Annotated in this window: 22 protein-coding genes and 1 riboswitch; of the genes, 5 read left to right on the forward strand and 17 right to left on the reverse strand. The window is 74.6% G+C overall.

The genetic code is table 11. The features are described 5' to 3' along the window. The 3 genes from FXF50_RS19855 to FXF50_RS29380 all read left to right on the forward strand — a co-directional run bounded on the left by FXF50_RS19855 (position 1) and on the right by FXF50_RS29380 (position 4726). A complete protein-coding gene (locus FXF50_RS19855) occupies positions 1–951 on the forward strand; it encodes an LLM class F420-dependent oxidoreductase (RefSeq protein WP_148430035.1) in 951 nt (316 codons plus the stop codon). Then, the gene (locus FXF50_RS19860; protein ID WP_148430037.1) at positions 948–1256 is read left to right on the forward strand and encodes a cupin; all 309 of its coding nucleotides are present in this window, start codon (positions 948–950) and stop codon (positions 1254–1256) included. The genes FXF50_RS19855 and FXF50_RS19860 overlap by 4 nt, the downstream gene beginning before the upstream one ends. A gap of 65 nt (positions 1257–1321) precedes the next feature. After that, positions 1322–4726, forward strand: coding sequence for a hypothetical protein (locus FXF50_RS29380; protein ID WP_187399736.1), 3405 nt, complete (start codon positions 1322–1324; stop codon positions 4724–4726). Between the two features lie 45 nt (positions 4727–4771). Here FXF50_RS29380 and thiC read toward each other — a convergent pair whose 3' ends face one another. The 7 genes from thiC to thiE all read right to left on the reverse strand — a co-directional run bounded on the left by thiC (position 4772) and on the right by thiE (position 10519). Then, positions 4772–6364: a phosphomethylpyrimidine synthase ThiC gene (gene thiC / locus FXF50_RS19870; protein ID WP_148430040.1), complete on the reverse strand. Its 1593-nt coding sequence runs from the start codon at positions 6362–6364 to the stop codon at positions 4772–4774. Between the two features lie 17 nt (positions 6365–6381). Further along, positions 6382–7170, reverse strand: coding sequence for a bifunctional hydroxymethylpyrimidine kinase/phosphomethylpyrimidine kinase (thiD, locus tag FXF50_RS19875; RefSeq protein ID WP_148430042.1), 789 nt, complete (start codon positions 7168–7170; stop codon positions 6382–6384). Continuing rightward, on the reverse strand, positions 7167–7799 hold the full coding sequence (locus FXF50_RS19880; RefSeq protein WP_148430115.1) for a thiamine phosphate synthase: 633 nt from the start codon (positions 7797–7799) through the stop codon (positions 7167–7169). The genes thiD and FXF50_RS19880 overlap by 4 nt, the downstream gene beginning before the upstream one ends. Before the next feature lie 44 nt (positions 7800–7843). Then, entirely contained in the window at positions 7844–8623 is a 780-nt protein-coding gene (locus FXF50_RS19885) for a thiazole synthase (RefSeq protein ID WP_148430044.1), read from the reverse strand. Further along, a complete protein-coding gene (thiS, locus tag FXF50_RS19890; RefSeq protein WP_148430046.1) occupies positions 8620–8820 on the reverse strand; it encodes a sulfur carrier protein ThiS in 201 nt (66 codons plus the stop codon). Before thiS ends, FXF50_RS19885 begins: the two co-directional genes overlap by 4 nt. Then, complete coding sequence (gene thiO, locus FXF50_RS19895; RefSeq protein WP_148430048.1) at positions 8811–9899, reverse strand: glycine oxidase ThiO; 1089 nt, start codon at positions 9897–9899, stop codon at positions 8811–8813. The genes thiS and thiO overlap by 10 nt, the downstream gene beginning before the upstream one ends. Continuing rightward, positions 9893–10519 carry a thiamine phosphate synthase gene (gene thiE, locus FXF50_RS19900; protein ID WP_148430051.1) on the reverse strand — a complete coding sequence of 209 codons (627 nt, stop codon included), beginning with the start codon at positions 10517–10519 and terminating at the stop codon, positions 9893–9895. Before thiE ends, thiO begins: the two co-directional genes overlap by 7 nt. Beyond that, positions 10514–10623, reverse strand: a riboswitch (TPP riboswitch). (Overlaps the previous gene by 6 nt.) 120 nt (positions 10624–10743) lie before the next feature. Here thiE and FXF50_RS19905 point away from each other — a divergent pair. After that, positions 10744–11646, forward strand: coding sequence for an endonuclease domain-containing protein (locus tag FXF50_RS19905; protein ID WP_148430053.1), 903 nt, complete (start codon positions 10744–10746; stop codon positions 11644–11646). Positions 11647–11848: 202 nt separating this feature from the next. On the opposite strand, the gene FXF50_RS19910 is transcribed toward FXF50_RS19905, so the two are convergent. Genes FXF50_RS19910 through FXF50_RS19920 form a run of 3 tightly spaced genes read right to left on the reverse strand, consistent with a single transcriptional unit; the run spans position 11849 to position 15159 of the window. Then, the gene (locus FXF50_RS19910; RefSeq protein ID WP_187399738.1) at positions 11849–12811 is read right to left on the reverse strand and encodes an aldo/keto reductase; all 963 of its coding nucleotides are present in this window, start codon (positions 12809–12811) and stop codon (positions 11849–11851) included. Positions 12812–12832: 21 nt separating this feature from the next. Continuing rightward, positions 12833–14512: an ABC-F family ATP-binding cassette domain-containing protein gene (locus tag FXF50_RS19915; RefSeq protein ID WP_148430055.1), complete on the reverse strand. Its 1680-nt coding sequence runs from the start codon at positions 14510–14512 to the stop codon at positions 12833–12835. A gap of 41 nt (positions 14513–14553) precedes the next feature. Then, positions 14554–15159, reverse strand: a complete 606-nt coding sequence (locus FXF50_RS19920) for a class I SAM-dependent methyltransferase (RefSeq protein ID WP_148430058.1) — start codon at positions 15157–15159, stop codon at positions 14554–14556. A 126-nt stretch (positions 15160–15285) separates the two neighbouring features. Here FXF50_RS19920 and FXF50_RS19925 point away from each other — a divergent pair, with 126 nt between their 5' ends. Further along, on the forward strand, positions 15286–16470 hold the full coding sequence (locus FXF50_RS19925) for a hypothetical protein (RefSeq protein ID WP_187399739.1): 1185 nt from the start codon (positions 15286–15288) through the stop codon (positions 16468–16470). Positions 16471–16527: 57 nt separating this feature from the next. Here the strand turns inward: FXF50_RS19925 and truA are convergent, their stop codons facing one another. The 7 genes from truA to rpmJ all read right to left on the reverse strand — a co-directional run bounded on the left by truA (position 16528) and on the right by rpmJ (position 20974). Further along, positions 16528–17361, reverse strand: a complete 834-nt coding sequence (truA, locus tag FXF50_RS19930; RefSeq protein WP_148430060.1) for a tRNA pseudouridine(38-40) synthase TruA — start codon at positions 17359–17361, stop codon at positions 16528–16530. A gap of 71 nt (positions 17362–17432) precedes the next feature. After that, the gene (gene rplQ, locus FXF50_RS19935) at positions 17433–17996 is read right to left on the reverse strand and encodes a 50S ribosomal protein L17 (protein WP_148430062.1); all 564 of its coding nucleotides are present in this window, start codon (positions 17994–17996) and stop codon (positions 17433–17435) included. Positions 17997–18030: 34 nt separating this feature from the next. Then, positions 18031–19053 (reverse strand): DNA-directed RNA polymerase subunit alpha, encoded by a 1023-nt coding sequence (locus tag FXF50_RS19940; RefSeq protein WP_007073009.1) that lies wholly within the window; start codon positions 19051–19053, stop codon positions 18031–18033. A gap of 96 nt (positions 19054–19149) precedes the next feature. Further along, a complete protein-coding gene (gene rpsD, locus FXF50_RS19945) occupies positions 19150–19776 on the reverse strand; it encodes a 30S ribosomal protein S4 (protein WP_148430064.1) in 627 nt (208 codons plus the stop codon). A 13-nt stretch (positions 19777–19789) separates the two neighbouring features. After that, positions 19790–20197, reverse strand: coding sequence for a 30S ribosomal protein S11 (gene rpsK, locus FXF50_RS19950; RefSeq protein ID WP_148430066.1), 408 nt, complete (start codon positions 20195–20197; stop codon positions 19790–19792). An 18-nt stretch (positions 20198–20215) separates the two neighbouring features. Further along, positions 20216–20596, reverse strand: coding sequence for a 30S ribosomal protein S13 (rpsM, locus tag FXF50_RS19955; protein ID WP_148430068.1), 381 nt, complete (start codon positions 20594–20596; stop codon positions 20216–20218). A 264-nt stretch (positions 20597–20860) separates the two neighbouring features. Beyond that, the gene (rpmJ, locus tag FXF50_RS19960) at positions 20861–20974 is read right to left on the reverse strand and encodes a 50S ribosomal protein L36 (RefSeq protein WP_088982067.1); all 114 of its coding nucleotides are present in this window, start codon (positions 20972–20974) and stop codon (positions 20861–20863) included. Positions 20975–21051 lie beyond the last annotated feature (77 nt).

Here is a 21051-nt window from a genome sequence, read left to right on the forward strand (position 1 = left end):
ATGCGGGTGTCCGTCTTCACCGAGCCGCACCGCGGGGCCAGCTACGACGACCAGCTCCGGTTCGCCCGGCTCGTCGAGGAGACCGGCTTCGAGGGCTTCTTCCGGGCCGACCACTACCGGTCGATGGGTGACGACCCCGGGCTGCCCGGCCCCACCGACGCCTGGCTGACCCTCGCCGCGCTGGCCCGGGAGACCTCCCGGATCCGGCTCGGCACCCTGGTCACCTCGGCCACCTTCCGGCTGCCCGGGCCGCTGGCCGTGATGGTCGCCCAGGTCGACCAGATGAGCGGCGGCCGGGTCGAGCTGGGCATCGGCGCCGGCTGGTACGAGCGCGAGCACACCGCCTACGGCATCCCGTTCCCGGCGGTCACCGAGCGGTTCGACCGGCTCGCCGAGCAACTGGAGATCGTCACCGGGCTGTGGCGCACCCCGCCCGGCGAGACGTACAGCTTCACCGGTGACCACTACCGGCTGGTCGACGCGCCCGCGCTGCCCAAGCCGGTGCAGCAGCCCGGCCCACCGGTGATCGTCGGGGGCCGGGGCCCGAAGCGCACCCCCGAACTGGCCGCCCGGTACGCCGACGAGTTCAACATGCCGTTCAAGACCGTCGCCGAGACGGCCGCCGCGTACGAGCGGGTCCGCGAGGCGTGCGACCGCACCGGGCGCACCGGATCGGGGCGGGCGCCGCTCGTGCTCTCCGCCGGCATCGTGGTGGCGATCGGGCGTACCGACGCGGAGGCGCAACGCCGGGCCGCGCCGCTGCACGTCAAGAGCGCGCTCCCGCCGGAGGACCCGGTGGTCGGCTCCCCCGCCCAGCTCGTCGACCGGCTCGGCGAGTTCGCCGCCATCGGGGCCACCCGGGTGCACCTGCGCCTCATCGACTTCGACGACCTCGACCACGTGGAGCTCATCGCCGCCGAGGTGCTCCCCGAACTGGACGGACCACGATGACCGACCTCTCCGCCGACCTCGACCTCGGCCCGGTGGGCCAGGAGATCGTCTTCGAGAACGACCGGGTACGCGTCTGGCACATCCGGCTGGAGCCGGGCGAGCGGCAGCCGCTGCACCGGCACGACCACCCGTACCTCGTGGTGGCGATCGAGGGCGCGAAGAACGTGGTGCAGACCATCGACGGCACGACGATCGACGCGGACGAGCCGACCGGCGGGGTGGTCTACCGCGACCCGGGCGCGGTGCACATGCTGACCAACGTCGGCGACACCACCTACCTGGCCCGACTGGTCGAACTGAAGTAGCCACGTCGACACCAACCTCGGCGAGTAAGTAGCGGGCGGCCGCACCGGGCCGTAACGTGCCCGACATGGCCTTTCGGACGTGGGGCAGGCTGCTGCTCACGGCGCTCGGGGTGAGCGTGCTGGCCGGGGCCGGCCAGCTCGGCATCGCGTACGGCTTCGGCGTCGTACGCCTCGACGGCGCGTTCGTCGACGGCTCGGTCAACCGGTGGCCCGCCCAGCTCGCCTGGGTCGGCTGGTTCGCCGCGGTCGCCACGATCGCCGGAGCCGTCCTCACCGAACGCCTCGCCCGCCGGGACGCCTCCCCGGCCGGCACCGGCGAGCTGCTCTCCATCGCCGGCGTCAGCGCGCTGGGCGCGACCGTGGTCGCCCCGCTCTGCATGCAGCCGGCCCGCGCCGCCGAACTGGGCGGCACCGTCGACCCCGTGGGGGCGGTCGGCATCTGCGCGATCCTCGGCGCGGTGGTCGGGGCGGGTGCGGCCATCGCCGTGCTGCTCAAACCGCCGTTCGGCTGGAGCGTCGCGCTCAGCGCCGCCGCCGTCTGGCTGCTCGCCCTGATCTCCGTCGCGCCATCGGTCGCGTCCAGCGGCACGCTGCCCACCGTACGCCTCGGCGTCCTCGAACCGTCATGGCTCGACCCGGCCGCGGCCCAGCGCCTGGCCATGCTGCTGCTGCCCACGCTGGCCCTGCTCGCCGGCGCCGCGGTCGGCGTGCTGGCCCGGCGGGCCGGGCACCTGCCGCTGGTCGGCGGCGCCGCCGGGGCGGCCGGCCCGGTCCTGCTGGCCTTCGCCTACCTGACCGCCGGCCCCGGCACCGCGGCCGACCGCTACCAGCTCGCGCCCTACTACGGCGCGCTGATCGCGGTCGCGGCCGGCGCGCTCGGCTCGACCGCCACGACGGTGCTGCCCCGGCCGGTGACCACGGCCGGCGGGCCGGACGCCATCGAGCCGACCGACATCCTCCAGCCCCTGCCGGCGTCGCCGGCCACCACCGGCCCGGCTCCCGCCGCCCCCGTGACGGTACGTGCCGCCGGGGCACCGAGCCCCGCCCACTGGGACTGGCCGGAGGCCGGCGGGCTCACCCCGGCCGGGCTCACCCGCCGGCCCCTCGACCGCCCCGCCGCCGAACTGCCGGCCGACCGGGCGGATCCGACCCCGGTGCACGAGCCGGCTCCGGTGCACGACCCGACCCCGGTGCACGACCGGACCCCGGTGCACGACCCGACCCCGGACACGGTGGACGAGGTCACCGCGACCCATCGCGACGCCCCGGCCGTAGCGACGCCGGGTGTGGCCGGCGAGGCGGCCTCGGACCGCCACTGGTTCGACGCGCCGACCCCCTCGGCGTCCGAGCAGCGTCCGGACGTCGCGCCGTCCCCCGACACCGCCGCCGCCCAGCCGGAACCGGACCCGACGCGAGCCGCCCGGGAGGCCGAGACGAGCGGCGCCGATCGCCCGGACCCGCAGCCCGCGTGGGCGTTCGGTGACACCGTGCCGGAGGAGCCGGCCACCGGCCGGGACGACGCGGACCTCGTCCGGAACCTCCAGATGCCCGGATCACCCCCGCCGGGACGGCGGACCTCGGCCATCGACGTGCTCGCCGCCGGCCGCCCGACTCCGCCGGCCGACCCGGCCCCGGTCACCCCGCCCGCACCGCCGGTGTCGCTTACGCAGGCCGCACCGTTGGAAGAGCCGGCCCCGGCCGCACCATTGGGAGAGCCGGCCCCGGCCGCACCGTTGGAAGAGCCGGCCCCGGCCACGCCGGTGGTGGAGTCGGCGCGTCCGGCGGCATCGCCGACCGGGACCGCGAGGGCGACCGACCGGAACGGAGCCGCGTCCGGCAAACAGGGCCGGACGGACGTGCCGGTCCCGACGGCGGAACGCGCGGTGCCCGCCGCAGTCCCCGCCGAGCCGGCGACGGAGGCGGCCCCGGCGCGGGCAACGCGATCGCGGCGGAACCGCGTCGGCGCCCCCGCGCCCACGCCACCGGTGGCGGACGAGGCGCTTCCGACGGCGCGCCCGGCGGACGAGGTGCCCCCGACGGTCCGGGCGCTCGACGACGCACCCACCACGGGCCGACGAGCGGACCGCGCTACCCCGGCGGGCCCCCGGGGAACACGAGACGACGCGCCCTCGACTGCCCGACCGGCGGACGGCGCGACTGCGGCGGGCGCCCTGGCAGCGGAGGCGGCGGCCGAGGGCGTCGGGCCAGCGCCGGCCACACCGGCTCCGGTCGGCCGCGCCAAGCGCACCCGCAAGCCGCGCACCACCCGGACCGCCACGGACCAGGCCCCCGCCGAGCCGAGCACCACCACACCGGCCAGCGCCACCGGGCCGACCACTACCACCACACCTGGCAGCACCACCGCCCCGGCCATCACCACACCGGCCAGCACCGTCGAGCCCGCCACCACACCGGCCAGCACCGTCGAGCCCGCCACCACGCCGGCCAGCACCACCGAGCCCGCCACCACACCGGCCAGCACCACCGAGCCCGCCACCACGCCGGCCAGCACCACCGAGCCCGCCACCACGCCGGCCAGCACCGTCGAGCGGACCGGAAGCACGCCGACGGCCGCCGCCAACACCCCGACGACCGGCGCCGAGCCGGAGGCCGACGTGCCGGCCACGCACCGACCCGAAGCGCCGGACCAGGCACCGGTCGCCGGCACGACCGGCGATCCGGCGGGCGGCCGCACGCCGACCGACGGCGAGCGGCGGAACTTCTTCTTCGCCCCGGAGCCCCCGCCGGCCGACCTGCCGGAGCCCCCGGCGTCGCCCCGGCCACGGGTCCCGATCTTCGAGGACGTGACACCCGGCGACGTCCGGCCGGCCTGGCCGATCGCCCCCGCCACGAGCTGGCCGGTCGCCCCGCGCGGCGGTGCCGGCTCCGCCGCACCCGGCACCCCGACCGCCGGCCGGACCGGTGACCCCGACGGCACCGGAACCCCCGACGGCACCGGGACCTCCCACGTCACCCGGCCGGAGCCGGCGCCGCGCCCCAGGCACCGGGCCCTGCCCGACCTCGGCCGGAGCACCGGCTGGGACGCCCTCGCCAACGCCCGCCCCGCCGGTCCGACCACCCCGTCGGCCACCGACCGGGCTCCGGAAACGACTGCCCCGGAAACCACCGGCCCGGAGGGGACCGGCCACACCGGGCCCGCCCCGGAGACCACCGGTCGGGTCCTTCCGGACTGGGACGGTCCGGCCGCGCAGAACACCTCCGGCGGCCGGCACGCCGACGTGTCCGAGGCCGACGCGGCCTCCGAGGCGGCCGGCGGGAAGTCCAAGGCCCGGCGCGGACTGTTCCGGCGTAACCGCGGCAAGGGCGGCGAGCCGGGTGAGGTCGAGCGCGAGTCCGAGCCGCTCGCGAGGCAGGACGAGGAGTACGTCGACTGGGTCGCCGGCCTCGCCTCGGACGACGACGCGGACGGCGCCCGGTCTCTGCGTACCGGCCGGCACCACCGCGACTGAGCGTGCGGGGACCGGGTCGACCAGCGGCCCGGCCCCCGGCGGCGCTCAGGCCAGCGGCAGGTAGACGCGGGAGCCGCCGGCCACGAACTCCGCCGACTTGTCCTGCATGCCGCGCGCCGCGTACTCCTTCAGCTCCTGGGTGATCTTCATAGAGCAGAACTTCGGGCCGCACATCGAGCAGAAGTGGGCGGTCTTCGCGGGCTCGGCCGGCAGCGTGGCGTCGTGGTACGACCGCGCGGTCTCCGGGTCCAGCGCCAGGTTGAACTGGTCCTCCCAGCGGAACTCGAACCGCGCCTTGGAGAGCGCGTCGTCCCACGCCTGCGCTCCCGGGTGCCCCTTGGCCAGGTCGGCCGCGTGCGCCGCGATCTTGTACGCGATCACGCCCGCCTTCACGTCGTCCCGGTCGGGCAGCCCGAGGTGCTCCTTCGGGGTGACGTAGCAGAGCATCGCCGTGCCGAACATGCCGATCATCGCGGCGCCGATGGCCGAGGTGATGTGGTCGTACGCGGGCGCGATGTCGGTGGTCAGCGGCCCGAGCGTGTAGAACGGGGCTTCGTGGCACCACTCCTGCTGGAGGTCCACATTCTCCTTGATCTTGTGCATCGGCACGTGCCCGGGACCCTCGATCATCACCTGCACGTCGTGCGCCCAGGCGACCTTCGTGAGCTCGCCCAGGGTGCGCAGCTCGGCGAACTGCGCCTCGTCGTTGGCGTCCGCGATCGACCCCGGCCGCAGCCCGTCACCGAGCGAGAACGTCACGTCGTACCGCGCGAGCAGCGCGCACAGCTCCTCGAAGTGGGTGTAGAGGAAGTTCTCCTCGTGGTGCGCCAGGCACCAGGCCGCCATGATCGAGCCGCCGCGGGACACGATGCCGGTGACCCGGTCCACGGCCAGCGGCACGTACGGCAGCAGCACCCCGGCATGCACCGTCATGTAGTCGACGCCCTGCTCGGCCTGCTCGATCACCGTCTCGCGGAACACCTCCCAGCTGAGCTTCACCGGGTCGCCGCCGACCTTCTCCAACGCCTGGTAGATCGGCACGGTCCCGATGGGCACGGGCGAGTTCCGCACGATCGCCTCGCGCGTCTCGTGGATCCGCTTGCCGGTGGACAGGTCCATGACGGTGTCCGCGCCCCACCGGGTGGCCCAGGTCAGCTTCTCCACCTCCTCGGCGACCGACGAGGTCACCGCCGAGGTGCCGATGTTGGCGTTCACCTTGACCAGGAACGCCTTGCCGATGATCGCCGGCTCGCACTCCGGGTGGTTGACGTTGAGCGGCAGCACCGCCCGCCCGGCCGCGATCTCGTCCCGGACGAACTCCGGCGCGACCCCCTCCCGGATGGCCACGAACTCCATCTCCGGCGTGACGATCCCGGCCCGGGCGTAGGCGAGCTGAGTCGGACGGCGGCCGTCCACACCGGCCAGCGCGGTGCCGGCGCCGCGCACCGGGGCGACGTCCCCACGCTCGGCGATCCACGGACCGCGCAGCGGCGGCAGCCCCACCTCCGGGTCCGAACCGGGGCCGGCGGTGTCGTAGAGCCGGACCGGCGGGTTGTCCCCGGTCAGCTCCACCTCGGCGAACGGCACCCGGATGTCCGGGCGTGACCCCTCGACGTAGACCTTGCGACGTGCGTGCATGACAGCCTCCCTGTCGCTCAAGCGGACCAGCCGAAGTGGTCCAGCGGGCCGCGTCCCGCGCCCAGCTCCCAGTCCCGGGCGCCGGTCAGCGCGCGGGTCACGTACTCCTTGGCGGCGGCCACCGCGACCCGCACCGGGTCGCCCGCCGCGAGCCGGACGGTGATCGCCGCCGAGAACGAGCAGCCGGTGCCGTGGTTGTGCCGGGTCGGCACACGGGGCGCGCGCAGCAGCCTGGTTCCGCCGCCGCCGGCCAGCACGTCCACCGACTCGCCGGCCGCGTCCACGTCGCCGCCGGTCACCACCACGTGCGCGGGGCCGCGGGCCGCCAGCGCCTCCGCCGCCGCCACCATCTCCTCGACCGTGGTCACCGGGCGTCCGGTGAGGGCCGCGGCCTCCGCGCGGTTCGGCGTCGCCACCTCGGCGTACGGGAGCAACTGCTCGACGGCCGTCGCCACGCCGAGCCGGTGCCCGCTGGTGGCGACCAGCACCGGGTCGACGACCAGGTGGGGCAGCCGGCCGGCCCGCGCCGCCTCGGCCACCGCGTCGGCGACCGCCGGGGTGCCGAGCATGCCCGTCTTCACGGCGCGTACGTCGAAGTCGCCGAGCACGCTGTCGAGCTGGTCGCGCACGGTCTGCGGCGGCAGTGGCAGGACGGCGTCCACGCCCCGGGTGTTCTGGGCGGTGACCGCGGTGATCACGCTGGTCCCGTAGGCCCCGAGGGCGGCGAAGACCTTGAGGTCGGCCTGAATGCCCGCGCCGCCGCCGGAGTCCGATCCGGCGATCGTGAGTGTTGTCGTCGGCGTCATCTGACTTCCCTGGTTGCGGTGGGGGCTGGTCGGGCCGCCCCGTGACCCGCCCGACCAGCCGCTTCGGTGAGCCCCGCGGCGAGTTCGGTGGGGTCATCGGCGCGCATGAGCGCGCCGAGGACCGCCACCCCGGCGGCGCCAGCCTCGACGCACTCCCGGACCTGGTCCGGGGTCTCGATGCCGCCCAGCGCGAGCACCGGCACGGGGCTGGTCGCGATCAGCTCGCGGAGCCCGGCGGGGTGCAGGGGCGGGCCGTAGCCGGGTTTGGTCCTCGTCGGGAAGACCGGCGACAGGGTCACGTAGTCCTCCGTGGTGAGCCGGGCCAGCTCGGCGGCGTCGTGGCAGGAGCGGCCGACCAGCCGGACGGCCGGCGGCGGGTACGGGCCGGCGGCCGGCAGGTGCACGGCGTCACCGTCGAGCGGATCGGGACCGGCGACGATCAGCCGGCCGCCGGCGTCGGCGAGGATCGCGCGCAGATCGGCGGCCAGGGCGGCCCGCTCGGCCCGGGACAGGTCCTTCTCCCGCAGCACCACCCAGCGCACTCCCCCGGCCACGGCCGCCTCGACGACCTCGGTCAGGGGGCGCCGCGCCTGCCACCGGTCGGTCAGCAGCACCACGCCCGACGGCACGGCGCGGGCCGGATCCGCGCCGAGGGCGACGGGGGCGGGCACGGTCACAGGTCCGGCCTTCCCTCGTCGGGGGTGGACGCGAGGGCGTGGAAGCGGCGGGCGATCCGGCCCGCCCCGTAGGCCAGCCGCCCCGCCTGGACGGCGTGCCGCATGGCGGTGGCCATCGCCACCGGGTCGGCCGCCCGGGTGACCGCGCTGGCCAGCAGCACGGCGTCGCAGCCCAGCTCCATGGCGAGCGCCGCGTCGGAGGCGGTGCCGATCCCGGCGTCGAGGATCACCGGCACGTCCACGGCCTGCCGGATCAGCCGGATGTGGTGCGGGTTGCTCACCCCCAGCCCGGAGCCGATCGGCGCACCGGCCGGCATCACCGCCGCGCAGCCCACGTCGGCCAGCCGGCGGGCCAGGACCGGATCGTCCGAGGTGTACGGCAGCACCGTGAACCCGTCGGCCACCAGCTCCTCGGCGGCGCGCAGCAGTTCCACCCCGTCGGGCAGCAGCGTGCGCTCGTCGCCGATCACCTCCAGCTTCACCCAGTCGGTGTCGAACGCCTCCCGGGCCAGCCGCGCCACCTTCACCGCCTCGGACGCCGTGTAGCAGCCGGCCGTGTTCGGCAGCAGCCGTACGCCGCACCGGTCCAGCAGGTCGAGCAGGCCGCCGGCCGCGTCCGGCCCGGTGTCCACCCGGCGCAGCGCGAGGGTCACCAGCTCGGTGCCGGAGGCGCGGATCGCCTGCTCCAGCACGTGCAGGTTGGCCGCGCCGCCGGTGCCGAGGACGAGCCGCGAGCCGAACCGGACGCCGCCGATCTCGAAGGACATCCGGCTCACCCGCCCTGGGCGGCGCTGAGCACCTCGACCCGGTCGCCGTCGCGCAGCACGGTCGCCGACCAGCCGCCGCGCGGCACCACCTCGCCGTTCACGGCGACCGCCAGGCCGCGCTCCTGGGCGGTGACCGCGCGTACCACGTCCGCGAGGGTCGAGCCGCCGGGCAGGTCGCGTCCCGCGCCGTTGACGATCAGTTCCACCTGGGCTCCTTCCCGAACCGGTCCGGGGTGAAGGGGGCGAGCAGCGGGTCCGGCTCGCCGGTGACGATCAGCTCGGTGACCAGGTCGGCGGTGACCGGGGTGAGCACGATGCCGTGCCGGTGGTGCCCGGTGGCCACGAGCACGCCGGGCCGGCCGGGCAGCGGCCCGATGACCGGCGCGTTGTCCGGCGTGCCGGGGCGCAGCCCGGCGGTCGCCTCGACCAGCTCGTACTCGGCCAGCTCCGGCACCAGGTCCACGGCGGCGCGGAGCAGCCGCAGCACGGCCCCGGCGGTCACCTCGGTGTCGGCGCGCTCCTCGACGGTCGCCCCGACCACCACCTCCCCGCTGTCCCGGGGCACCAGGTAGATCGACTCCCCGTCGGCGTACCCCCGGATGACGTGCCGGAAGTCCGGTGCGCCGCGACCGGGCGCGCGGAGCCGGAGCACCTGGCCCTTGACCGGCCGGACCGGCAGCCCGGTCAGCGCGGCGGCGCCGCAGCCGGCCGCGACCACGGTGATCCGGGCGTCCACCTCGGACAGCGCGCCGACCCGGGCCGGGCGCAGCACGGCGCCGGCCCGCTCGGCCGCCGCCCGCAGCGCGGCCACCAGCCGGCGCGGGTCGACCTGGTGGTCGCCGGGGGCGACCGCGCCGCCGCGGACCCGCGGGGCCAGCGCCGGCTCGCGGTCGCGCAGCTCCGAGGGGCGCAGCGGCGTGATCGGCAGCCCCACCCCCTGCTGGTACGACCACAGCCGCCGCGCCTCGGCCAGGTCGTCGGCGGTGAGCCCGACCACCAGGGTGCCGTCGGCGCGGTACCCGACGTCGGCGCCGGACGCCTCGGCCAGGTCGGCGGCGAAGCGGGGCCAGCGGGCGGCGGACTCGGCGAGCAGCCCGGTCAGCTCGTGCTCGCCGAAGTACGCCTCGGCCACCGGCGAGAGCATCCCGGCGGCGACATGCGAGGCCCCGGAGCCGGGCGCCGGATCGTGCACGGTCACCCGCAGCCCACGCGACGCGCACCGCCACGCGATCGCCAGCCCGACCGGTCCCGCCCCCACGATGGCGACGTCCGGTCGGGTCAGCACGTCAGCGCCTCGATCAGCTCGGCGGTCGTGCGGGCGGGATCGGGGCTCGCGGAGAGCGCCCCCACCACCGCCACCCCGTACGCCCCGGCCGCCCGCAGCGCCGGCACCGACGCGGCGGTCACCCCGCCGATGGCGATCACGGGCACGTCCACCGCGCCGGCCACCGCGCGTACCCCCTCGGGGCCGATCGGATCGGGCAGGCCGGCCTTCGTCGTGGTGGCGTGGCAGGGGCCCACGCCCAGGTAGCTGGCCCCGGCGGCGACCGCCGCGGCGGCGCCGGCCGGCTCCCGCGCGGTCGCCCCGAGCACGGCGCCGCCGCCGAGCACCCGGCGGGCCGCCGCCACCGGCAGGTCCTCCGCGCCGACGTGGCCGCCGTCGGCCTCCACGGCCAGCGCCACGTGCAGCCGGTCGTTGACCAGGCACGTCGCCCCGTACGGCCGGCACAACCCGACCACCCGCTGCGCCAGCTCGTACGCCTCGCGATCGGTGGCGTCGTCCTCCACCCGGACCTGGACGACCAGCTCGGCGCGGGCCACCGGCAGGGCGGCGCGCAGCACGGCCAGCGGGTCCCGCCCCGGCCGGGTGTCGGTGATCAGATGCAGTCGTCCCAGGGACGGCACGGCAACTCTCCTCCCTGCGCCGGCATTACCCGGATCAGGTTCGACGGTCGGGGGCTTCCAGCCCCCCTCTCAGCCCGGTGGCACCGGGCTCCCGTGGGTCACTTGCGGACTACCGTACGACGTGGGCGCGGATCCGCCAAGGGTGGGCGGGGAATTCCCCACCGACCCTCCCGGATGGAGAATGGGGACAGCAAGTGATCTCCCCATCACGCCATGCTGTCCGGATGCCCTCGTCCGCCCACGTCCCGCGCCGCCTGGCCTCCCTGCCGTTCCGCGGCAGCGCCGCCGTCGCCGAAGGGCTCCTGACCTGGGCGATGTTGAAGGGGCCTGCTTGGCGCCGCCTCCTGCCCGACGTGTACGTGCACCGCGACGGCCACCGCCCGGACGACCATCGCATGTGGTGTGAGGCCGTGGCGCTGCGGCTGCCGCCGGATGCGGCCATCGCGGGGCGCAGCGCGGCGTATCTGTGGGGCGCCGACCTGCTGGCCAGGGACGCGCCGGTCACCGTGTTGATGCCCCGGACCGTGCGGATCCGGCCGCATCCCCGCGTGCACCAGGTCCGTTCCGTGCTGCCGGACACCGACCGCACCCGCTTCGCCGGCCTTCCGGTCACCACGGCCCTGCGCGCCGCCTTCGACCTCGGCCGGCAGGGCCCGCGCGTCGACGCGCTGGTCGCCGTCGAGGCGTTGCTGCATCGCCGGGTGGTGAAGCTGCCCGCCCTGCGCGCCTACTCGGCGGCACATGCCGGTTGGCCCGGCTCGGCGCTGCTGCGGGAGGTGCTGACGCTCGCCGAACCGCTGAGCGAGTCCCCGATGGAGACCCGCCTCCGCCTGCTCCTCCTCGACGCGGGTCTGGGCCCGCTCACCGCCCAGCACGACGTGCACGACGCCCGGGGTCGGTTCATCGCCCGGGTCGACCTGGCCTGGCCTGCGCTCCGCGTCGCCGTCGAGTACGACGGCGACCACCACCGCGAGCGCGCCCACTTCCGCCAGGACGTCGCCCGCCTGAACGCCCTCCGCGCGGTGGGCTGGCTGGTTCTCCGCTTCACCGCCGACGACGTCCTCCGCCACCCCCACGCGACCGTCGCCCTCGTCCGCCAAGCCCTCCGCGAACGCACCGCCCGCTGACCGCCGCCCGTCAGTGGAACGCCATGGAGGTCAAAACCGCCGGATGACCTCCATAGCGTTCCACTCACGCCCCGATCGCGCCTTGGCGGCGCTGCCTCGGCCGGCAGCAACACCCCCGAGGGCGCGGAAAAGGGGGCGGGGCGCGAGTGGACAGCATGCTGCCCCGGTGCCGGTGGGCGGCGCCGGGGCAGCGGAGAGTGTCTCAGAGGAGGGCGTCGAGGGCGTCGAGGTCCTCGTCGGTGGGCTGCCAGGTGCCCGCCTCGGCGTTGGCGCGTACCTGCTCGGGCGTGGTGGCGCCGGCGATCACCGAGGTCACCGCCGGCCGCGCGGCGAGCCCGCCGATGGCCACGTGGAGCATGCTGACCCCGCGCTCGGCCGCGTACGCCTCGATCGCCTCGATGGTGTCCCAGTCCGCGGCGGCGAGGCGCTCGGCGTACCGGCCGCCGCCGGAGAGCCGGCTGCCGGCGGGCGGGGCCTCGTTGCGCTTGTACTTGCCGGTGAGCAGCCCGTTGGCGAGGGGGAAGAACGGCAGCATGCCCAGGCCGAACCGCTCGCACGCCGGGATCACCTCGGCCTCGACGGACCGCTCCAGCAGCGAGTAGTGGTTCTGCGCGGAGATGAAGCGGGCGCGGCCCTGGGAGGAGGCGGTCCAGTCGGCGTCGGCGATCTGCCAGCCGGCGAAGTTCGAGTTGCCGAGGTAGCGCACCTTGCCGGCGGTCACCAGGTCGTCGAGCGCGGCGAGGGTCTCGTCGATGGGGGTGCCCGGGTCGGGCTCGTGCATCTGGTACAGGTCGATGTGGTCGGTGTCGAGCCGGCGCAGCGACGCCTCGACGGCCCGGGCGATGTAGCGGCGGGCGCCCCGGGCGCCGTGGTCCGGCCCGTTGAGGCCGTGCATGTCCATGCCGAACTTGGTGGCGACCACCACGTCGTCCCGGCGGCCCTTGAGCGCCTGCCCGAGCAGTTCCTCGGAGCCGCCCTGCGGCTCGCCGTAGATGTCGGCGGTGTCGAAGAAGTTGATCCCGGCGTCGAGCGCGGCGTCCACCACGGCGCGGGTGCCGTCGAGGTCGAGCTTGCGGCCGAAGTTGTTGCAGCCGATGCCGACGACGGACACCACGAGCCCGGAGTCGCCCAGCCGGCGGTAGGTCATCTCAGTCACGAGATCCACCCTATGCCGCCGGCCGGGCGCTCACCGCACGTCCCAGACCGGCTCCGGGGTCTCCACCACCTCGCCGTCGCCGCGGAACAGCACGAACCGGTCGAAGGAGCGGGTGAACCACCGGTCGTGGGTGACGGCGACGACCGTGCCCGCGAACGCGGCCAGCCCCGCTTCGAGGGCCTCGGCGGAGGCCAGGTCGAGGTTGTCGGTCGGCTCGTCCAGCAGCAGCAGGGTGGCCCCGGACAGCTCCAGCAGCAGCACCAGGAAGCGCGCCTGCTGGCCGCCGGAGAGGGTGCCGAAGCGCTGGTCGCCCTGCCCGGCCAGCTCGTAGCGGGACAGCGCCGCCATGGCCGCGTGCCGGTCCATGCCGGCCCGGTGCTCGTCGCCCCGCCACAGGATCTCGACAAGGGTCTTCGCCATCAGCTCCGGCCGGTCGTGGGTCTGCGAGAAGTGGCCGGGCCGGACCCGGGCGCCGAGGCGTACCTGGCCGTCGTGCGCGACGGGGGCGAGGGCCGCCGCGCCGTCGACGGGGGTGTTGGCCGGGTCGGGGTCGGTGCCGCCGCGGGCGAGCAGGCGGAGGAAGTGCGACTTCCCCGTGCCGTTCGCGCCGAGCACCGCCACCCGGTCGCCGTACCAGAGTTCCAGGTCGAACGGGTAGGTCAGCCCGTCCAGTTCGAGCTGCTCGGCGATCACCGCGCGCTTGCCGGTCCGCCCGCCGGTCAGGCGCATCCGGATGTCCTGGTCCTTCGGGGGTACGGGCGGCGGCCCGGCCTCCTCGAACTTGCGCAACCGGGTCTGCGCGGCCTGGTAGCGGGAGGCCATCCCGTCGTTGTACGCGGCCTTCTGCTTGTACATGAGCATCAGCTCGCGCAGCTTCTGGTGTTCCTCGTCCCAGCGGCGGCGCAGCTCGTCGAGGCGGGCGTGCCGGGCCACCCGGGCCTCGTGCCAGCTCGCGAAGCCACCGGGGTGCACCCAGGCGCTGCCGCCCTCGACGGCGACCACCCGGTCGGCGGTCTGGGCCAGCAGTTCCCGGTCGTGCGAGACGTAGAGCACGGACTTGCCGGACTCGCGCAGCCGGGCCTCCAGCCAGCGCTTGCCGGGCACGTCGAGGAAGTTGTCCGGCTCGTCGAGGAGGAGCACCTCGTCCGGGCCGCGGAGCAGCAGTTCCAGCGCGAACCGCTTCTGCTGGCCGCCGGACAGGGTCCGCACGGGGCGTTCCCGGGCGGCGTCCCAGGGCAGGTCGAGGACGATGGTGGCGACGGTGTCGAAGAGCACCTCGGCGTCGTAGCCGCCGGCCTCGCCCCAGGCGGCCAGCGCGTCGGCGTACGCGAGCTGGGCCTTGCCGGCGGCGCTGCTGTACTTGCCGCGGACCTCGGCCGCCCGCATGGCCGCCTCGGTCTCGGCGAGGCGGTGGCCGGCGTCGCGCAGCGCCGGCGGGGCGAGCGACAGCGCCAGGTCGGCGAGGGTCGACTCGTCGCCGATCATGCCGATGAACTGGCGCATCACGCCGAGGCCGCCGGAGCGGGCGACGGCGCCGGTCTTCACGGGCAGGTCGCCGGCCACCATGCGCAGCAGTGTGGTCTTGCCGGCGCCGTTGGGGCCGACGAGCGCCACCTTGGCGCCCTCACCGACCCGGAACGACACCTCGGCGAAGAGTTCCCGGCCGTCCGGGAGGATGCGCCCGACCCCTGCCACGTCCACGTATCCCACGCGGGCATCCTGCCCGAGGGGCGGGCGCGGGCGACACCGGATTACCGGGTGACCCGGAGCACCCGGTAGCCCTTCTGGCTGGCGTGCCGCTCGACCTGCCAGCCCTGCTCGACCAGCCAGCGGTGCAGCGAGTCGCCGCCGAGGTGCCGCGCGACGACCAGCCAGGCCACCCCGTCCGGGGTGAGCCGGGGCAGCCAGCGCCGCAGCAGGTCGTGCAGCTCTCCCTTGCCGATGTGGATCGGGGGGTTGGACCAGATCTGGGCGAAGGTGACGTCGGCCGGGAGGTCGTCCGGGGCGACGACCCGGACCCGGTCGGCGGCGCCGACGCGGGCGGCGTTGGCGGCGGTGAGTTCGCGGGCCCGCTCGTTGACGTCGACCGCCCAGACCGTGGCGGCCGGCGCGCTGGCGGCCAGTACGCAGGTGATCGGCCCGAAGCCGCAGCCGATGTCGAGCAGCGCGCCGGTGGTGTCGTGCGCCGGCAGGTCGGCCTTGCGCAGCAGCACCGCGGTGCCGGGGTCGAGCCGGTTGGCGGAGAAGACCCCGCTGGCGGAGGCGAGGGTGTAGTCGCGCCCGCCGGCGGAGAACTCGACCTCGCGCGGCCGGGCGGCGGTCGTGGGTTCCGCGGTGAAGTAGTGGTCGCCGGTCACGACGGGAATTGTCGCACCGCCCCGGATCGTCCCCGGCGACGGTGGCCGGGGCAGGACGCGACGCCACTCCGCCAGAATTTCCCGATATTACCCCCGAAAGGGACAATGGCCCCTACTGTAGCCAACATGGTGTATCGGTACGAGTCCGATGAGGACGCCTTCCTGGAGTACCCGAGGCCCGGGTCGGACCCGTCCGTGCCCGGCGCCGCGGCGGCTCCGCCGGCGGGTCCCTCGCCGTCCCGCTTCCCCACCCCGTCGCTGCCCCCGCCGGTCCGGCCCACCCGACCGGCCGTCGAGGCCGCGCGGGCGCCGGCCCCACCGGTTCCCACGCCTGCCCCGAGCCGGCCCGCCCCGCCCCGGGAGCCCGCTCCCGTGCCGCAGCCGACACCGGCGGCGCCGCAGCCCGCGCCACCGGTGCCGCAGCCGACACCGGCCGCCGCGCCCAGGCCGGCGGCCTCCGCCCCGCCCGACCCCGTCGTCCGGACCACCGAGCCGCTGGACCTGCCTCGGGCCCGCCCGGCCGACCACCGGCGCGGCGGCGGCCGGGCCTGGCAGGTGCTGATCGGCGGCGCCGCCGTGCTGATGCTGCTCGCCCTCACGGGGCTCGCCGTCGCCGCCCTGCTCGACGACCGGACAGCCACGCCGCAGGCCGGCCACCAGAGCAGCTCTCCCGTGGTGGACCAGTCCGCCGCGGCCGACGGAAGCGACCTGAACTCCCGGGACACCGACCAGGCGGCGCTCACCGCCAAGGAGGTCTTCCCCGGCCAGCAGCTCGTGGTGACCGACGGGCAGCCGGCGTACCGGGTGCTCAAGACGCACTCCAGCGGCAGCTGCGCCGTGGCGGCCACCGGCGAGATCGCCGACCTGCTGGTACGCCTCGGCTGCAACCAGGTGGTCCGGGCCACCCTCCGCTCCCCCGACGGCGGCCACCTGCTCACGGCCGGCCTGTTCAACCTCACCGACGTGGCCAGCGCCCAGCGGGCGCGTGACCGGATCCGGCCGATGCTGGACGAACGGCAGGGCCGGTTCCGCGGCATGGCGGCGAGCGACGACACCGAGGCGGTGGCCACGGCCGCGGCCCGGGTCGGCTGGCAGGTCCGCGGCCACTACCTCGCCTACTGCGTGGTCACCCGGGCCGACGGGGCACGGATCAGCTCCGACGACAGCAGGGCCCGCGACATCCTGTACGACATGATCGAGGTCTACCTGAACCGGAGCGTGCTGGAGCGCCGGGCCAACGGCGGGTCGGCCAGCCAGCCCACCGACGCCCCGACCGACGGCACGGCCGGCCAGGACGGCGCCGGCAACTGAGCCCCACCACCACGGCCCGTCGTCCCCCTCCCGGGGCGGCGGGCCGTTCCCCTGTGCTCAGCCCTCGGCTACGGGCACCCGGAGGCGGCGGGTGAGGTCGGCGCGGCGGGCGTACTCGGCGGGGTCGGCCGGGTAGCCGACCTCGACGAGGGCCAGCCCGTGCGCGGGCGCGACGGTCACCTCGCTGGAGCGTTCCCGGCGGCTCAGCAGGCTCGCCGGCCACTCGACCGGCCGGCGGCCGTCCCCGGCGACCAGCATGGCGCCGACCAGGCTGCGCACCATGTTCTGGCAGAACGCGTCGGCCTGCACGGTGGCGACCAGGATCCCGTCCGGGTCGCGTCGCCAGTCCAGCCGGGTCACCTCGCGCAGCGTGGTGGCGTTCTCCTTCCGCCGGCAGTACGCGGCGAAGTCGTGCTCCCCCACCAGCCCCGCCGCCGCGGCGTTCAACGCCGCCAGGTCCAGCGGCTTCGGCCAGGCCAGGGTGTCGGTGCGGCGCAGCGGCTCGGCGCCCCACGGCGCGTCGGTCACCCGGTACTCGTAGCGGCGGAAGGTGGCCGAGAAGCGGGCGTCGAAGTCGGCCGGCACCTCGGTCATCGCGCGGACCCGCACGTCCGGCGGCAGCAGCCGGGCCAGCCGGCGCAGCAGCTTCCCGTCGTGCTGCCGCCACACCTCGACCGGCAGGTCGAGGTGGCAGACCTGCCCGGTGGCGTGCACGCCGGCGTCGGTGCGACCGGCCACGGTCAGCCCCGTCGCGGTGCCCGCGCCCAGGACCAGGTCCAGCGTCTGCATGAGCACCCCGGCGACCGTCCGCCGGGTGGGCTGGGCGGCCCAGCCGGAGAAATCGGTGCCGTCGTACGAGACGTCCAGCCGCAGCCGGGTTAGCTCGTCCACCTCGTACCTCCTCATGCCGTCGGGCCCGGCACCCCGTGCGGGGGTACCGGGCCCGACGATGCGGCCAGTGCTCAGGCCTTGTCGTTCTCGGCGGCCTCGTCGCTGTCCTCGCGGGCGGCGGCGGTGTCACCGGAGGCCGAGACCGGAGCGTCAGCGTCCTGGTCGGCGGCCTCGGTGGAGCGCGGGGTCTCCTCGGCCGGGGCCAGGGCCTCGACCTTGTCCTGCTGGGCGGCCTTGCGGGCGGCGGTCTTCTTGTTCGCCTTCGGCTCGGCGACCTGAAGCTCCTCCACCAGCTCGATGATCGCCATCGGAGCGGCGTCACCCTTGCGCGGGCCGGTCTTCACGATCCGGGTGTAGCCACCGTTGCGGTTGGCGTACCGGGGCGCGATCTGGTCGAACAGGGCGTAGACCACGTCCTTGTCCTTGACGACGCCCAGCACCCGACGCCGCGAGGCGAGGTCGCCGCGCTTGGCCTTGGTGATGAGCTGCTCGGCCAGCGGACGCAGCCGCCGGGCCTTCGTCTCGGTGGTCTGGATCTTGCCGTGCTGGAACAGCGCGGTGGCCAGGTTGGCCAGCATCAGCCGCTCGTGCGCGGGGCTGCCGCCGAGGCGGGGGCCCTTGGTGGGCGTGGGCATGCTTGGTGCTCCTCAGGTGTGGCGGCAGCGCGGACTAGAGCTGCTCGGTCTCGCGGTAGTCGTCGGTGTCGTAGTCGGCCTCGCCGAAGGCGTCCACGACGTGCGCCGGGTCGAAGTTCGGAGCCGAGTCCTTCAGCCCCAGGCCCATCCCGGCGAGCTTCATCTTGACCTCGTCGATCGACTTCTGACCGAAGTTGCGGATGTCGAGGAGGTCGGCCTCGGTACGCCCGATGAGCTCACCAACGGAGTTGATGCCCTCGCGCTTGAGGCAGTTGTAGGAGCGGACGGTGAGGTCCAGCTCCTCGATCGGCAGAGCGAGGTCGGCCGCCAGCTGGGCGTCCTGCGGGGACGGCCCGATGTCGATGCCCTCGGCGGTCTCGTCCAGCTCCCGGGCCAGCCCGAACAGCTCCACCAGCGTCGAGCCGGCCGAGGCCAGCGCGGTACGCGGGCCCATCGACGGCTTGGTCTCGACGTCGATGATCAGCCGGTCGAAGTCGGTCCGCTGCTCGACACGGGTCGCCTCGACGCGGTAGGTCACCTTGAGCACCGGCGAGTAGATCGAGTCGACCGGGATCCGGCCGATCTCCGCACCCGCCTGCTTGTTCTGCGCCGCCGTGACGTAGCCACGACCACGCTCGACGGTCAGCTCCATGTCGAGCCGGCCCTTGCCGTTCAGGGTGGCGAGCTTCAGGTCCGGGTTGTGCACCGAGACACCGGCCGGGGGCTGGATGTCACCGGCGGTCACGTCGCCCGGGCCCTGCTTGCGCAGGTACATGCTGACCGGCTCGTCGTGCTCCGAGCTGACGCACAGCTCCTTGATGTTCATGACGAGCTCGACCACGTCCTCCTTGACACCGGGAATCGTGGTGAACTCGTGCAGGACACCGTCGATCTTGATCGAGGTGACCGCCGCACCCGGGATGGACGACAGCAGCGTGCGCCGCAGCGAGTTGCCCAGGGTGTAGCCGAATCCCGGCTCCAGCGGCTCGATGGTGAACCGGGACCGGGTCTCGTTGATCGACTCTTCGGAGAGAGACGGTCGCTGGCTGATGAGCATCTTTTCTCTTCTCTTCCGGGGCGCCCGCTATATGACGCCCACGACACAAACTGTTCCGGTGGCCCGCCCCGGAGGGCGGGCCACCGCAACGAGCCCTTACTTGGAGTAGAGCTCGACGATCAGCTGCTCCTGGACCTGGGTGTCGATCACCTGGCGGGCCGGGAGCGAGTGCACGAGGATCTTCATCTGGCTGGGGATGGCCTCGAGCCACGCCGGAACGGTCTTGGAGCCGGCCTCGGCCTGCGCGACGATGAACGGGGTGAGCTCCTTGCTCTTGCCCCGGACCTCGATGATGTCGTGCTCCTTGACGCGGTACGACGGGATGTCGACCTTCTTGCCGTTCACCGTGAAGTGACCGTGCTTGACCAGCTGGCGGGCCATGTCCCGGGACTTGGCGTAGCCAGCCCGGTAGACCACGTTGTCCAGCCGCGACTCGAGGATCTGCAGGAGGACCTCACCGGTCTTGGCCTGCTTGCCCACGGCCTCCTCGTAGTAGCCGCGGAACTGCTTCTCCAGCACGCCGTAGACGCGGCGGGCCTTCTGCTTCTCACGGAGCTGGAGCAGGTACTCCGTCTCCTTGGTGCGGCCGCGGCCGTGCTGCCCGGGCGGGAACGGCCGGGACTCGAACGGGCACTTCGGGCCATCGCACTTGCTGCCCTTGAGGAACAGCTTCATCTTCTCCCGCCGGCAACGGCGGCAGTCAGCACCGGTGTAACGAGCCATCTCTCTCTACCTCTCAGACCCGACGACGCTTCGGCGGACGGCATCCGTTGTGCGGCTGCGGGGTGACGTCGGAGATCTGCCCGACCTCCAGCCCGGCGGCCTGCAGCGAACGGATGGCGGTCTCCCGGCCGGAGCCGGGGCCCTTGACGAACACGTCGACCTTGCGCATGCCGTGATCCATGGCCCGGCGCGCGGCGGCCTCGGCGGCCAGCTGCGCGGCGAACGGGGTCGACTTGCGCGAGCCCTTGAAGCCCACCTGGCCCGAGGAGGCCCAGGAGATGACCGCACCGGTCGGGTCCGTGATGGACACGATGGTGTTGTTGAAGGTGCTCTTGATGTGCGCCTGCCCGTGGGCGACGTTCTTGCGTTCCTTGCGCCGGACCTTCTTGACAGCGGCTCCGGCACGAGCCTTCGGTGGCATAAGTCTGTGCGCTCCTAGTTACTTCTTGCCGGGCTTCTTCTTGCCGGCGACGGTCCGCTTCGGGCCCTTGCGGGTCCGCGCGTTGGTCTTGGTCCGCTGGCCACGAACGGGCAGGCCCCGGCGGTGCCGGATACCCGCGTAGCAGCCGATCTCGACCTTGCGGCGGATGTCAGCGGCGACCTCGCGGCGAAGGTCACCTTCAACCTGGTAGTTGCCCTCGATGTGGTCGCGGAGCTGCACGAGCTCCTCGTCCGTGAGGTCCCGAGCGCGCTTGTCCGGCGAGATGCCGGTGGCGGCCAGCGTCTCCAGGGCGCGGGTGCGACCGACCCCGAAGATGTAGGTGAGCGCGATCTCCATCCGCTTGTCGCGGGGGAGGTCAACGCCGACTAGACGTGCCATGTGCGGGCGTACTCCTCGTGATGTTGTGGCGGAGGTGTGGACCCGTCCCACCCCGCTACCGACCGTCCCTGTCCTTCCGGCGCGATCAGCGCCGGCGACCGGGATCGGTCGCTGCCCGAGCGGGCCCCGGCCTCCGACCGGGGGTCAACCACGAGGGGGTACGCGCTGCGTACCGCTCGCGGCTGGGACGAGCTGTGATGTGTGTGTCGGGATCTGCGACCCGGGCCGGTTCCGCCGCCGCTCATCACGGTCGGCGGGAACGGTTCAGCCCTGGCGCTGCTTGTGGCGCGGGTCAGAACAGATGATCATGACCCGGCCGTGCCGGCGGATCACCCGGCACTTGTTGCAGATCCTCTTGACGCTCGGCTTGACCTTCACGGTTGCCTTACTTCCCATCTGGCCCGGAGACGCGACGAGCGCGACCCGGACGTCGAAGACGGACACGGGGACGTCCC

It is taken from the genome of Micromonospora sp. AP08, assembly GCF_008085935.1.
Taxonomy (GTDB): domain Bacteria; phylum Actinomycetota; class Actinomycetes; order Mycobacteriales; family Micromonosporaceae; genus Micromonospora; species Micromonospora chersina.